General features: G+C 73.5%; 11 protein-coding genes. 6 read left to right on the top strand and 5 right to left on the bottom strand.

Translation table 11 applies throughout. The annotated features are described in order from the left end of the window. Positions 1-103 precede the first annotated feature (103 nt). Positions 104-1,036, bottom strand: a complete 933-nt coding sequence (locus tag ACGH2B_RS03820; RefSeq protein ID WP_399084061.1) for a LysR family transcriptional regulator — start codon at positions 1,034-1,036, stop codon at positions 104-106. A gap of 117 nt (positions 1,037-1,153) precedes the next feature. On the opposite strand from ACGH2B_RS03820, the gene ACGH2B_RS03825 reads away from it, so the two are divergent. Beyond that, positions 1,154-1,999: an alpha/beta fold hydrolase gene (locus ACGH2B_RS03825; RefSeq protein WP_399084064.1), complete on the top strand. Its 846-nt coding sequence runs from the start codon at positions 1,154-1,156 to the stop codon at positions 1,997-1,999. Positions 2,000-2,206: 207 nt separating this feature from the next. Here ACGH2B_RS03825 and ACGH2B_RS03830 read toward each other — a convergent pair whose 3' ends face one another. Both ACGH2B_RS03830 and ACGH2B_RS03835 read right to left on the bottom strand, forming a co-directional pair. Then, positions 2,207-3,871 (bottom strand): AMP-binding protein, encoded by a 1,665-nt coding sequence (locus ACGH2B_RS03830; protein ID WP_399084067.1) that lies wholly within the window; start codon positions 3,869-3,871, stop codon positions 2,207-2,209. Next, positions 3,868-5,565: an AMP-binding protein gene (locus tag ACGH2B_RS03835; RefSeq protein WP_399084070.1), complete on the bottom strand. Its 1,698-nt coding sequence runs from the start codon at positions 5,563-5,565 to the stop codon at positions 3,868-3,870. The genes ACGH2B_RS03830 and ACGH2B_RS03835 overlap by 4 nt, the downstream gene beginning before the upstream one ends. A gap of 128 nt (positions 5,566-5,693) precedes the next feature. Here ACGH2B_RS03835 and ACGH2B_RS03840 point away from each other — a divergent pair, with 128 nt between their 5' ends. The 5 genes from ACGH2B_RS03840 (at position 5,694) to ACGH2B_RS03860 (ending at position 10,506) form a co-directional block, all read left to right on the top strand. Then, positions 5,694-6,545, top strand: a complete 852-nt coding sequence (locus ACGH2B_RS03840; RefSeq protein WP_399096675.1) for a response regulator transcription factor — start codon at positions 5,694-5,696, stop codon at positions 6,543-6,545. A 99-nt stretch (positions 6,546-6,644) separates the two neighbouring features. Then, complete coding sequence (locus tag ACGH2B_RS03845) at positions 6,645-7,199, top strand: GNAT family N-acetyltransferase (protein ID WP_399084073.1); 555 nt, start codon at positions 6,645-6,647, stop codon at positions 7,197-7,199. A 681-nt stretch (positions 7,200-7,880) separates the two neighbouring features. Further along, entirely contained in the window at positions 7,881-9,014 is a 1,134-nt protein-coding gene (locus ACGH2B_RS03850; RefSeq protein WP_399084076.1) for an SDR family oxidoreductase, read from the top strand. Between the two features lie 11 nt (positions 9,015-9,025). Further along, positions 9,026-9,286, top strand: coding sequence for an acyl carrier protein (locus tag ACGH2B_RS03855; RefSeq protein ID WP_399084079.1), 261 nt, complete (start codon positions 9,026-9,028; stop codon positions 9,284-9,286). Then, entirely contained in the window at positions 9,283-10,506 is a 1,224-nt protein-coding gene (locus tag ACGH2B_RS03860) for a beta-ketoacyl-[acyl-carrier-protein] synthase family protein (protein WP_399084082.1), read from the top strand. Before ACGH2B_RS03855 ends, ACGH2B_RS03860 begins: the two co-directional genes overlap by 4 nt. A 64-nt stretch (positions 10,507-10,570) precedes the next feature. On the opposite strand, the gene ACGH2B_RS03865 is transcribed toward ACGH2B_RS03860, so the two are convergent. Further along, positions 10,571-11,764 (bottom strand): XdhC family protein, encoded by a 1,194-nt coding sequence (locus ACGH2B_RS03865; protein WP_399084085.1) that lies wholly within the window; start codon positions 11,762-11,764, stop codon positions 10,571-10,573. A gap of 35 nt (positions 11,765-11,799) precedes the next feature. Further along, entirely contained in the window at positions 11,800-13,260 is a 1,461-nt protein-coding gene (locus tag ACGH2B_RS03870) for an NCS2 family permease (protein WP_399084088.1), read from the bottom strand. Positions 13,261-13,283: the final 23 nt, after the last annotated feature.

A 13,283-nucleotide genomic window follows, 5' to 3' on the forward strand; every position in this document is an offset into this window, starting at 1 on the left:
AATGAGCCGAGCCGTGGTCCCGCGCGCGGCGATCTTGACGGGCAGGGGTCTGCGGGGCGCCTGCTGATCTTGTTCCTGACGACGGAGGGACGACCGGCCCGGATCATGTGTGGGGCCGGAGCCGGTCATCGAGTGCGGCACCGACGTCGGGGCAGTTCTTCCGGATGGTGTCGAGGAAGGCGCGCAGCACCGGGGAGTGATCGCGGGCCGCGAAGGACAGGACGAGATCGGGCAGGGGCGTGCGCGGGGTCACCTCACAGAACCGCACTCCCGGACGCGGGACCGCCCTCATACGGGACGGCCCCAGGCCGACGCCCACGCCCGAGGCGGCGAGGCCGATGATCGTGTGCACGTCCCTCGCGACGGTCGCGCCGCCGAGAGCCGGTGCGTCCGCGCCCAGCAGGGTGCGCACTCCGGCGACCACGGCGGGCTCGTCCTCGCCGGCCGACACGATCAGCGGCTGGCGCCGCAACTGGTCGGCGCTCACCGAGCGTTGACCCGCGTACGGGTGCGCCGTACTCACCACGGCGATCACGTGGTCGCGTCCTACGGGGACGGACACCAGACGCTCGGCTCCGGCACCCCGTGGCGGGCCGAGGGTGAGGGCCACGTCCAGCTCCCCGGCGACCAGAGCCGAGCTGCTGCGGCTGGTCGCCATCTCGTGCAGTTCCAGTCGCACGTCGGGCCGTTCACGGCCGAACCGGCCGAGGACGCCCGGCAGCGGGTCGAGCAGCGCCGAGGCGATGAAGCCGAGGCGCAGACGTCCCGTCTCGCCGCGCGCGGCCCGGCCCGCGTCGACCGTGGCCGCCGCGATCTCGTCGAGCGCCCGGCGCGCCCGCGCGAGGAACGCCTCACCGGCGGCGGTCGGGAACACCCCCTGCCGTGTGCGGTCGAACAGCCGGGCCCCGACCTCGCGCTCCAGGTCGGCGATCTGCTTGGACAGCGGCGGCTGCGCGATGCCCAGCTCACCGGCCGCCCGGCCGAAGTGTTGGTGCTCGGCGAGAGCGACCGCGTACCGCAGGTGTCGCGCTTCCACGGCCCGCCCTCCGTCCCCTCGATCTCCTCGGCTGCCGACGAGACCTCAAAGATATCGCCATGCCGCTTACCAGATCTTTGAATGGATGACGCTGTGGTTCCCGTCTGGAATGGAGCCATGAAGAACGTCTCTCCGACCGGCACCGTCTTCGTTCTCGTACACGGCGCCTGGCACGGCTCCGGACAGTGGGCGGCGACGCAGCGCGCACTGGCCGGAGCGGGCGCCGCGAGCGTCGCCGTCGACCTGCCCGGGCACGGCTTCGACGCGCCCCTGCCCACCGGATACCTGCTGCCCGGCCAGCCGGGCCTGCTGACCGAGAAGTCGCGGCTCGCCACCGTGACGATGGACGACTGCGCCGAGGCGGTACTGAGCGTCCTGCGCCAGGTGCGTCACCATCGCACCGTGGTGCTCGTCGCGCACAGCGCGGGCGGTGGTCCCGCGTCCCTGGCCGCGGAGCGGGCGCCCGGGCTGGTGGACCGGATCGTCTACCTGTCCGCGTTCGTCCCGGGCGGACGGCCGCGGTTCTCCGACTACCTGGGCTCACCCGAGAACGCCACCGCGCTGGGCCGGAACCTCAACCTCGGCGACCCCGGGGCCCTGGGCGCCGTACGGATCAATCCGCTCTCACCGGACCCCGCCTACCTCGACGAACTGCGGGAGACCCACTACCACGACACCCCGCCGGACCGCTTCGACCGGTGGCGGTCCGCGCTGAGCCCGGATCTGCCGCTGGCGATCCCGACGGCTCCGGTCCCCCTGACCGCGGCACGGTGGGGACGGATTCCGCGGACGTTCCTGCGCTGCGCCGAGGACCGGGCGCTGGCACCGGCCGCGCAGGACCTGATGATCGCGGAGACCGACCGGGCCTTTTCCGGTAACCCGTTCACCGTGCGCACCCTGCCCGGCAGCCACAGCCCGTTCGCGGCCCGGCCGCGCGAACTCGCCGCGGCCCTCGCCTCGTGAGCCGGCACCGGCCCGGGAAGGGTTCTCCGCACCCGGCCGGGGTCGGCTCGCGGCCGGGTGGCGGCGGGCGGCTCGTCCTGCCGTTCGTGCCGAGCACGGCATTCGCGCAGTCGCTCGACGTCACCGTCGCGCGGATCGCCGCCCCGGCGCCGGGCCGGTCCGCGGCCTCGTCCGCCTCCGCCGTCCGCGCGCCTCATCCCGGAAGGATCAGCGAGTCCCCTCCCCCGCCAGCCTCTCGCGCAGTTCCACCTTGCGGACCTTGCCGCTGACCGTCATGGGGAAGTCCTCGACCAGCTCCAGCCGTTGCGGGATCTTGAAGTGGGCGAGGCGGGTGCGGCAGTACGCGGTCAGTTCATCGAGGGTGAGCGGGTCGGCGCCGTCGCGGAGGATCACGCAGGCGGCGACACTCTCGCCGTACTTCGCGTCGGGGACGCCGACCACCTGCACATCGGAGATCTTCGGGTGGCCGTGCAGGAACTCCTCGATCTCGCGCGGATAGACGTTCTCGCCACCCCGGATGATCATGTCCTTGATGCGGCCGACGATCCGGACGTAGCCGTCGTCGTTCATCACCGCCAGATCGCCGGTGTGCATCCAGCGTTCCGCGTCGATGACCTCCGCGGTGCGCTCGGGATCCGCCCAGTAGCCGAGCATCACGCTGTAGCCGCGGGTGCACAGTTCGCCGGTCGCGCCGCGCGGTACGGTCGCGCCGGTCGCCGGGTCGACGATCTTGACCTCGATGTGCGGCAACACCCGGCCCGCCGTCGCCGTCCGGTGCGCCAGATCGTCGTCGCGGCGGGTCTGGGTGGAGACCGGCGAGGTCTCCGTCATGCCGTAGCAGATGGAGACCTCCGCCATGTGCATCTCGGCGACCACCCGCTTCATGATCTCCTCCGGGCACGGCGAGCCCGCCATGATCCCGGTACGGAGCGACGAGAGGTCGTACGTGGCGAAGCCGGGGTGTTCCAGTTCGGCGATGAACATCGTCGGGACGCCGTAGAGCGAGGTGCAGCGCTCGTCCTGGACGGCGCGGAGTGTGGCCTCCGCCTCGAAGGACGGGGCGGGGATGACGACGCAGGCGCCGTGCGAGGTGGCGGCGAGATTGCCCATCACCATGCCGAAGCAGTGGTAGAAGGGCACCGGCAGACAGATCCGGTCGTGCTCGGTGTAGCCGACGGTCTCGCCCACCCAGTAGCCGTTGTTGAGGATGTTGCGGTGGGAGAGGGTCGCGCCCTTGGGGAAGCCGGTGGTGCCGGAGGTGTACTGGATGTTGACCGGGTCCCCGGCGGCCACCTCGGCGACGCGGGCGTCCAGCCGCTCCCGGGACACGGCGGCGCCGGACGCCAGCAGTTCGCCCCAGCCCGGGTCGCCGATGTGCACCACCGTCTCCAGCGCGGGGCAGTCGCCGCGCACCTCGGCCGCCATCGCCCGGTAGTCGCTGCTCCTGTGCCCGGTCGCGGCGACCAGCAGGCGGGTGCCCGACTGCCGCAGGACGTAGCCGAGTTCGTGGGTGCGGTAGGCCGGGTTGACGTTGACGAGGACGGCGCCGACGCGGGCGGTGGCGTACTGCAAAAGCACCCACTCGGGGCAGTTGGGCGACCAGATGCCGACCCGGTCGCCGTTGCCGATGCCGTGGGCGAGCAGGCCGAGCGCCACCTCGTCGACGGCGTACTCCAGCTCGGTGTAGGTCCAGCGCCGCCCGGACGCGACGTCGACCAGCGCCTCCCGGTCGCCGTGGCGGGCGACGGTACGGGTGAGGTCGGCGCCGATGGTGCGGTCGATCAGCGGCCGCGCGGTGTCGCCGCGGTCGTGGGCGGGGGCCGCGCCGCCCGGCGACAGGGCGGTGGCGGTCTCCGTGGCGGGTGGGGTCATCGGTGGTTCTCCTCCCGGTATTCGGCGCCGCCGTCCCCCTGCGCGGTGCGTTCGCGCAGCTCGATACGGCGGATCTTGCCGGAGACGGTCTTGGGCAACTCGGCGAACTCCAGCCGCCGGATGCGCTTGTACGGGGCGAGCACCTCGCGGGAGTGCGCGAACAGCTCCTTCGCGGTCTCCGGACCCGGCTCCCACCCCTCGGCCAGCACGATGTACGCCTTGGGGACGGCGAGCCGCAGCGGATCGGGCGCCGGGACGACGGCCGCCTCGGCGACCGCCTCGTGCTCCAGCAGCGCGCTCTCCAGCTCGAACGGGGAGATCTTGTAGTCGGACGCCTTGAACACGTCGTCGGCGCGCCCGACGTAGGTGATCCGGCCACCGGCGTCGCGGGAGCCGATGTCGCCGGTTCGGTAGTAGCCGCCGGCCATCGCCTCGGCGGTGCGCTCGGGGTCGCCGTGGTAGCAGGCCATCAGGCCGACCGGCGCCGGGGCCAGTGCGAGCGCGATCTCGCCCTCGTCGGCGGGGGCGCCGGTGACCGGGTCGAGCAGCACCACGTCGTACCCGGGCAGCGGGCGGCCCATCGACCCCGGTGCGACCTCCTGGCCCGGGGTGTTGGCGACCTGGACGGCGGTCTCGGTCTGCCCGAAGCCGTCGCGGATGGTCACGCCCCAGGCGGCGCGGACCTGCTCGATGATCTCCGGGTTGAGCGGTTCCCCGGCCGCGACGATCTCCCGGGGCGGGTTCCGCAGCACCGACAGGTCGGCCTGGATGAGCATCCGCCACACCGTCGGCGGCGCGCAGAAGCTGGTCACCCCGGCGCGGTCCATCTCCGCCATCAGCCGGCCCGCGTCGAAGCGGGAGTAGTTGTGGATGAAGACCGTCGCCTCGGCGTTCCACGGCGCGAAGAGATTGGACCAGGCGTGCTTCGCCCAGCCGGGTGACGAGATGTTCAGATGCACATCGCCGGGGCGCAGCCCGATCCAGTACATCGTCGCCAGATGCCCGACCGGGTACGAGGTGTGGGTGTGCTCGACGAGCTTGGGGCGGGCGGTGGTGCCGGAGGTGAAGTACAGCATCAGCGAGTCGTCGGCGCGGGTCGGCCCGGTCGGCCGGAAGGTGTCCGGGGCGCCGGCGGCGTCCTCGTACGCCAGCCAGCCCGCGGGGGCGCCGCCGACCGCGATACGGGTGTAGGAGCCGGGCACCCGGTCGAACTTGGCGGTGTCCTCGGCGCGCGCGACGACGAAGCGGGCCCGGCCGCGGGTGATGCGGTCGGTGAGGTCGGCGGGGCCGAGCAGCGGCGTCGCGGGGATCACCACGGCGCGCAGCTTCATCGCGGCGAGCGCGATCTCCCACAGTTCGGTCTGGTTGCCGAGCATCACCACGATGCGGTCGCCGGGGCGCACCCCGCGGCCCGCGAGCCAGCAGGCCGTGCGGTCGGAGCGGCGGCGCATCTCCTCGAAGCTGACGCGGTCCTCGGTGCCGTCCTCCTCGACGATGTGCAAGGCGGTGCGGTCGTTGCCGCGGGCGATGACGTCGAACCAGTCGAGTGCCCAGTTGAAGTACGCGGGCCGGGGCCAGCGGAAGTGCGCGCGGGCGCCCTCGTAGTCGTCACCGAAGCGCACCAGCAGGTCCCGGGCGGCCCGGAACTCCTCGGTCGCGTCCGGCGAGCGGCCCTCCTGCGTACTGTCCGACATATGTCCTCCTCATTGCCCCGCACCTGGTTGACATCGTGTAATCAGTGACGCATGTCTCACCACCCCCGTACGGGGGGAAGCGGAGGTTACGGGTGTACGGCGAGCCGGGGGCGGACACGACCGCGGATCTGGGGGCGGCTCTCGCGCGGCTGCGGCGCTACAGCGGACTGCCGGTGGCCTTCGGCGGGCTACAGGCCGGTCAGGGGCGCTACCGGCTCAACTCCCTGGCCGGTACGGCCACCGCCGCGCTGCGCGGCCTCGACATCCACCACGGCAACGGCGTGGGCGGCAAGGCGGTCGCGCTGCGCCGCCCGTTCACGGTGACCGACTACCACGCCTCCGCGGTGATCAGCCACGAGTACGACGCGGTGGTCGCCACCGAGGGGCTGCGGTCGGTGGTGGCGGCGCCGGTGGTGGTGCGGCGCCGGGTACGGGGGGTCCTGTACGGCGCGCTGCGCACCCCGGTGCGGCTGGGGGACGGCCCGCTGTCGGCGGTGATGGACGCGGCACGGGAGCTGGAGGAGGCGCTGCTGCTCCAGGACGAGGCGGCGCGGCTGCTGGCGGCGGCGCGGCAGCCGGCCGCGGGCCCCGCGCGCTGGGAGGAGGTCCGCGAGGCCCACGGCGATCTGCGGGCGCTGGCCCAGCGGGTCACCGATCCGCTGCTGCGCCAGGAACTGCTGACGGCCTGCGGACGGCTCGCCGCCGCCTCACCGGACCGCGCCGCCCCGGCGGACCGCGCCCTCACACCGGGCGGGGAGCCCGCGCCGCCCGCGGCGGGCGAGCCGCCGTCGCTGTCGCCGCGTGAGGTGGACGTCCTGGTGTGCGTCGCGGCGGGCGCCGCCAACGCCGAGGCCGCGGAACGCCTGGGCCTGCGCCCGGAGACCGTCAAGAGCTATCTGCGCTCGGCCATGCGGAAGCTGGGGGCGCACTCCCGGATGCAGGCGGTCATCGCGGCGCGGCGGTCGGGGCTGCTGCCGTAGGGGCGGACGGCCACGGACCCGCCCTACCAGGGAGGACACCGCCCCCCCCGCCGGGGAAATGCCGTTGCCGGACCCGGGCGGCGCCGCCATCATCCCCGCATGATCGATACCTCCGCCCTGGACGAGAAGCCCGCCCTGACCGGCGACCGGATCCGGCTCGTACCGCTGGACGTCCGGCACGCCGCCGCCTACCTGGACGCGACGCGGGACCCGGAGATCCGCCGGCTGACGGGCAGCCACCGCGACTTCACCCGCGAGGAGATCGAGGCGTGGTGCGCCGGGGCCGCCGCCCGGAGCGGGCGGCTCGACCTCGCCGTCGAGGACCGGGAGAGCGGCCGTTTCCTCGGGGACGTCGCGCTGATGGACGTCGATCCGCACAATGCCCACGCGACGCTGCGGATCCTCCTGGTCGACGGGGCGACCGACCGCGGGCTGGGCAGTGAGGCGATCCGGCTGCTGCTGGGCCACGCCTTCGACCGGGTCCGGCTGCGCCGCGTCCAGTTGGAGGTCTTCGCCCACAACCACCGTGCCCGGCGGGCTTACGAGCGCTGCGGCTTCACGGTGGAGGGGCGGATGCGGCAGGCCCTGCGGTGGGACGGCGCCTGGCATGACGTCCTGGTGATGGCTGTATTGCGCACCGAATGGGCCCGGTGACGGCGGCCGGGACGACGGACCTCCGCCCCGATTCTCCGCCCGAAATGCGGTTTCCCATAAGGCTTATGACGTTTTACCGAGGGCCGCCGACACGCGCGGAAGGGAATTCCGAGAAGGAATAAGACAGATAGTAGTCATGTCATTACAGCGTGTTAGAGTGACGGCCTTCCGTCGCCCCACCGAGACGAGAGGACTCTCGCCCGTATGTTGTTGGGTCTGCTTCTCGTCGCGGCCGTGAACGGCGCGCTCCCCGCTGCCGCGTGGCACGGCGGAGTGCTTGCCGGACCTCACGGGAGCCGCCCGCTCCGGCGGCGGCACACCCGACCGTGCCGTACGGCCGCCAGGCCGGCCGCACCGCCGGTGACAACCGCCCCAGACACCCGTATCCCCCCGAACTCCCGCGTACGCGGCGGCCGGAGGCCGTCCGGCGCGGCGCGGTGGCCGGCGCACCCCGCCACACCCCCGCGGTGCCCGGCGCGACATACCGGCCGGCTCCACCCGTCCTCCCGCTGACCGGGCCTCCCCGGCGTCCTCCCCGGCGCCGGGCCCGCCCGGCCCTCCCCGTCCTCCGCGTGCCGCCGCCCCCACGGCGGTGAGGTCGCCCCCTCCCCACCGACCCCTCCGCGCATCTCCGACTCCTGCCCGCACGCGGCAGGAGACTTCCCCCAAGGACGCTCCCCCGTGCTGACCGTACTGACCGGAGCCACCGGATTTTTCGGCTCCCACCTGCTCATACGACTCCTCCGGTATCCCGGCGAGGTGATAGCCCTCGTGCGCCAGGACGGCGCGGCGGGCCGGCGCCGCCTGGAGGACGCCCTGCGCGCCACCGGCGAACCCCTCCCCGACGATCTGCACAGCCGGGTCCGGCTGATACGTGCCGACGTCACCGAGCCGCTTCTCGGGCTCAGCCCCGAAACCCACCGCGACCTGGCCTCCCGGACCGGCACGATCTGGCACAACGCCGCCGTCATCGACCTCGCGGCGCCTTTGGAACAGGTCACCCGGGTCAACACCGAAGGCACCCGCCGCGTCCTCGAACTGGCCTCGGCCGCCGCCCCCGGCCCGCTCCCCCGCATCCTCTACACCAGCACCTCCTACGTGGCCGGCGGGCGTCTGGAGGGGACGGTCCTGGAGGACGACCTCGACGACAGCCACGGCTTCCTCACCCCCTACGAGCAGTCCAAGCACAGCACCGAACAGTCGCTCCGCGACTGGGCCCACGCCCACAGCCACCCGGTGACCGTGCTGCGGCCCAGCGTCCTGACCACCGACCGGGCGCTGCCCCGCAAGGCGCCGCTGCACCCCTTCGCCGAAGTGGGCGCCCGGCTGGCGCTGCTCGCCCGGCTCGGCCCCTCCCGGCTGGTCCCCGGCGCCAGCGCCGACAACCCGATGGTCGTCGAGGTCCCCGGCCGCACGGACGCCAGGATGAACCTCCTCCAGGTCGAGTACGCCGCCGAAGCCTCCGTACAGATCGCCCTGCGGCCCGCGAAGCGGCTCGTCGAGACCTTCCATGTGACGCACCCGCGGGAGACGCCGGTGGCCGTCTGCCTGGACGCGATGCGCGACCTCTGCCCCTGGCTGGACGTACGACTGCGTCCCGACGCCCCCGCGCCCGTCACCGAAGAGGGGGTACAGCAGCTCACCCACCTCCTGGGCGGCATCCACCCGTACACCCAACTGCACCGGTCCTACGACCGGACCGCGCTGCTCGACGCCCTGGACCACGCCCTCCCCGAACCCCCCGAGCCGGACCGCGCCTACCTCTCCGCGGTATTGCGCAGCGCCCCGTCCGCCGCTCTCGCCCCCACCCCCTGAAGGAGCCCGCCATGTCCACCACTTACGAGAAGCTCGCCGACATGCTCGTCGAGGAACTGGGTCAGGACCGGGACGAGCTGTCCCCCACCGTGACCTTCTCCGAGATCGGTCTCGACTCGCTCACCCTCGCCGAACTCCAGGTCATCGTCCTGGAGCAGACCGGCATCGAACTGGAGGGCCTGACCGCCGACGCCACCCTCGCCCAGGCCGCCGGACTGCTCGACGCGGAGCGGTCCACCGCGGGCGCGGCGGACACCGAGGCCGCGGCATGAGCCGCGACGCGATCGCCGTCACCGGCACGGGTCTTATCACCCCGGCCGGCGTCGGCACCGAAGCGACCTGGCAGGGGCTCCTGGACGGCCGGCCGACCGCCGCCACCGATTCCCGGCTGGAGAAGCTGAACATCAACTTCACCTGCCGGGTGCCCGGCTTCGAGCCGGGCAAGGTCCTCGGCCGGGCGCTCGCCTGGCGGCTGGACAGCCACGCGCACCTCGCGCTCGTCGCCGCGCGGGAGGCGGTCGCGGACGCCGGGCTGAACACCGAGGAGTGGGACGCGACCCGCGTCGGCGTCGTCCTCGGCGTCGGCTGCAACAGCCTCCAGCAGTACCACCGGGAGTTCGGCCGCCTCAACGACGACCGTGCCGAGCGGATATCCCCGCTCGCCGTCGTCCGCAGCGTGCCCAACATGGTGCCCGCCGAGGTCGCCCTCGACCTCGGCATACGCGGCCCGAGCCTGGCGGTCTCCACCGCCTGCGCCTCCGGGACGACGGCCTTGAGCATCGCGCGGGACCTGCTGCGCAGCGGCACCTGCGACATCGTGCTGGCCGGCGGCTCCGAATCGGGCACCGCCCCGATCACGGTCGCCTGCTTCCAGCAGATGCGCACGCTGTCCGGGCGCAACCACGACCCGGCGGGCGCGTCCCGGCCGTTCGACCGGGACCGGGACGGCTTCGTCCTCGGGGAGGGCGCCGGGATCCTGGTGCTGGAGCGCGCCGAGCACGCGGCGGCCCGCCGGGCGAAGGTCCACGCCCGGCTGGCGGGCTGCGGGATGTCCACCGACGCGCACAACGTCACGGCGCCGCACCCGGAGGGCCGGGGCGCCGCCCAGGCGATCCGGCAGGCGCTGGACGACGCGGGTCTCGGCCCCGCCGACATCGACCACGTCAACGCGCACGGCACCTCGACGGAGCTGAACGACCGTGCCGAACACCTCGCCCTGCGCTCCGTGTTCGGCACGCCGCCGCCCGTCACCGCCGTCAAGAGCGTGCTGGGGCACTCCCTCGGCGGCTCCGGCGGCGTGGAGGCGGCGGCGACGGTCCTCACGCTCCGGCACCAGACCATCCCACCCACCGCCAACCTCGACACCCTCGACCCGGAGATCGACCTGGACGTCGTGCACAAGGCGCCCCGCCCCACACGGATGCGGGCCGCCCTCAGCAACTCGTTCGGGTTCGGCGGTCAGAACGCGGTGGCCGCGTTCACCACCGCCTGAGACTCCCCGACGGCCGTCGCCCCGCCCTGTCCGGCGGGGCGACGGCCGTTCCGGACGCGTCCGGTCAGGCGACCGAACCCATCCGCTGCGGCGGGTCCCGGTGGATGGGGGTGTGCGCGCCGGTGAGGGGGACGCCGCTGCCGCCGCGGCGGTCGGCGACGATCTCGGCGGCGATGGAGAGCGCGGTCTCCTCCGGGGTACGGGCGCCGAGGTCGAGGCCGATCGGCGAGCGCAGCCGGTGGAGTTCCCGCTCCGTCAGCCCGGCGTCGCGCAGCCGCGCCAGCCGGTCGAGATGGGTACGGCGCGAGCCCATCGCGCCGACGTACGCCACCGGCAGCCGCAGCGCGCGCTCCAGCAGCGGGACGTCGAACTTGGCGTCGTGGGTGAGGACGCAGAGCACCGCGCGGGCGTCCAGCTCCTGGGAGTCGAGGTAGCGGTGCGGCCAGTCGACGACGATCTCGTCGGCGTCGGGGAAGCGGCCCGCGGTGGCGAAGACCGGGCGGGCGTCGCAGACCGTGACGTGATAGCCGAGGAACTTGCCGACCTTGACCAGCGCGGCGGCGAAGTCGATCGCGCCGAAGACCAGCATCCGCGGCGCCGGCACCGCGCTCTCCACCAGCAGCGTCACCGGCTCCCCGCAGCGCGAGCCGTCCGCGCCGATCTCGACGGTGGCGGTGCGCCCCGCCTCCAGCAGCGCGCGTGCCTCGGCGGCGGCGGTGCGGTCCAGCGCGCGGTGGCCGCCGAGGGTGCCGGTGACGGTGCCGTCGGGGCGTACCAGCAGGGCGCGGCCCAGGAGGGCGGGCGGGCCCTGCACCACGCGGGTGAGGGCCGCCGCCTGTCCGCGGGCGGCGGCGGCCAGCGCCCCGGCGAGCGCGGCGGCGTCCGCCGGCCCGGCACCGTGCGGGGCACCGGCACCGTCCGGGGCGCGGGCGGCCTCCCGGTCGGCCGCACGGACCGGTGTGATGAGGATGTCGATCGTTCCGCCGCAGGTCAGGCCCACGGCGAAGGCGTCCTCGTCGCTGTAGCCGAAGGTTTCGCGGACCGTCTCGCCGCTCGCCAGCGCCTCCTGGCACAGCTCGTAGACCGCGCCCTCCACACATCCGCCGGAGACCGAGCCGAGGGCCGTGCCGTCGGCGTCGACCGCGAGGGCGGCTCCGGGGCGGCGCGGGGCGCTGCCGTGGGTGGCCACGACGGTGGCCACCGCGAAGTCGCGCCGCTGCTCGACCCACCGGTGCAGGTCGTCGGCGATGTCCAGCATCTCGTTCTCCTCAAGGGACGGGTGGCGGGCGGAGGCTACCTGACGCCGAGCCAGTTCTCGATCGGATGGAGGGCGAAGTAGACGACGAAGACCACCGTCAACGCCCACATGAAGCCCCCGATCTCACGCCCTCTGCCCTGTGCCGCGCGGATGGCGGTGTAGGACAGGACGCCGGCGCCGACGCCCGCGGTGATCTGGTAGGTGAACGGCATCAGGGCGACGGTGAGGAACACCGGGACGGCCGTCGCCCGGTCGCTCCAGTCGACGTGGGCGGCGGCGCTCATCATCATCGAGCCGATCACGACGAGGGCGGCCGACGCGACCTGCGCCGGGACCAGTTGGGTGAGCGGGGTGAAGAAGAGGCAGGCGGCGAAGAGCAGGCCGGTGACCACCGCCGACAGGCCCGTCCGGGCGCCCTCGCCGACGCCGCCCGCCGACTCGATGAAGACGGTCTGACCCGAGCCGCCGGTCACCCCGCCGATCGCGCCGCCGGCGCCGTCCACGAACAGCGCGCGGGACAGGCCCGGCATCCGCCCCTGGTCGTCGGCGAGGCGTGCCTCGGTGCCGACGCCGATGATGGTGGCCATCGCGTCGAAGAACCCGGCGAGCACCAGCGTGAAGACGATCATGCCGACGCCGAGGCCGCCCAGGGACTGCCAGCCGCCGAACTCGACGTGGCCGAAGAGCCCGAAGTCGGGGGCGGCTACGGCGCTGCCGTGCAGGGCGGGCGCGGTGCCCTGCCAGTCCTTGTCGGTCAGCCCTGCGGCCTTGGTGACGGCGACGGAGACGACGCTGCCGGTGACGATGCCGATGAGGATGGCGCCGGGCACCTTGCGGGCCTGGAGCATGAAGATCAGCAGCAGGGTGAGGCAGAAGAAGAGCACCGGCCAGCCGGAGAGGTTGCCGGTCAGCCCGAGGGTGAGCGGGCCGCCGCCCTCGCCCTTGCCGACGAATCCGGCCTTCACCAGCCCCAGGAGGGCGACGAACATGCCGATGCCCATGGTGATGGCGTGCTTGAGGGCCTGCGGAATCGCGTTCATGATCATTTCGCGGAGGCCGGTGACCACAAGGAGCATGATCACCACGCCGTAGAGCACACACATGCCCATCGCCTGCGGCCACGTCAGATGCGGGACGACCTGCGTGGTCAGCGCCGCCGAGACGTTCAGCCCGGCGGCGAGGGCGAGCGGCACCTTGCCGACGAACCCCATCAGCAGGGTGCACAGCGCGGCGCCCAGCGCCGTCGCGGTGACCACCGCGGCGTGCGGCGGCGCGTGGCCCGCGACGTCGGGCGTGCCGAGGATCAGCGGGTTGAGCAGCAGGATGTAACACATCGCCATGAACGTCGTCAGGCCGCCGCGTATTTCGCGGGCGGGCGTCGACCCCCGGTCGGAGATGTGGAAGTACCGGTCGAGCCACGCGCGTGCGGCGGGCCGGCGCGAGCCGCGGCCCGCGTCGTCCGCCGTCGTCGGTGGCCGGGTGGACTGCTGGGTCATGGTGCCTGGCTCCCAGGGTGCTG

The sequence above is a fragment of the Streptomyces sp. BBFR2 genome (genome assembly GCF_044497305.1).
GTDB lineage: Bacteria > Actinomycetota > Actinomycetes > Streptomycetales > Streptomycetaceae > Streptomyces.

Coding starts and splice junctions, on each gene's coding strand:
- ACGH2B_RS03845 (WP_399084073.1), top strand. CDS start 6,645: ATGATCGATACCTCCGCCCTGGACGAGAAGCCCGCCCTGACCGGCGAC.
- ACGH2B_RS03825 (WP_399084064.1), top strand. CDS start 1,154: ATGAAGAACGTCTCTCCGACCGGCACCGTCTTCGTTCTCGTACACGGC.
- ACGH2B_RS03855 (WP_399084079.1), top strand. CDS start 9,026: ATGTCCACCACTTACGAGAAGCTCGCCGACATGCTCGTCGAGGAACTG.
- ACGH2B_RS03830 (WP_399084067.1), bottom strand. CDS start 3,871: ATGACCCCACCCGCCACGGAGACCGCCACCGCCCTGTCGCCGGGCGGC.
- ACGH2B_RS03870 (WP_399084088.1), bottom strand. CDS start 13,260: ATGACCCAGCAGTCCACCCGGCCACCGACGACGGCGGACGACGCGGGC.
- ACGH2B_RS03865 (WP_399084085.1), bottom strand. CDS start 11,764: ATGCTGGACATCGCCGACGACCTGCACCGGTGGGTCGAGCAGCGGCGC.
- ACGH2B_RS03835 (WP_399084070.1), bottom strand. CDS start 5,565: ATGTCGGACAGTACGCAGGAGGGCCGCTCGCCGGACGCGACCGAGGAG.
- ACGH2B_RS03860 (WP_399084082.1), top strand. CDS start 9,283: ATGAGCCGCGACGCGATCGCCGTCACCGGCACGGGTCTTATCACCCCG.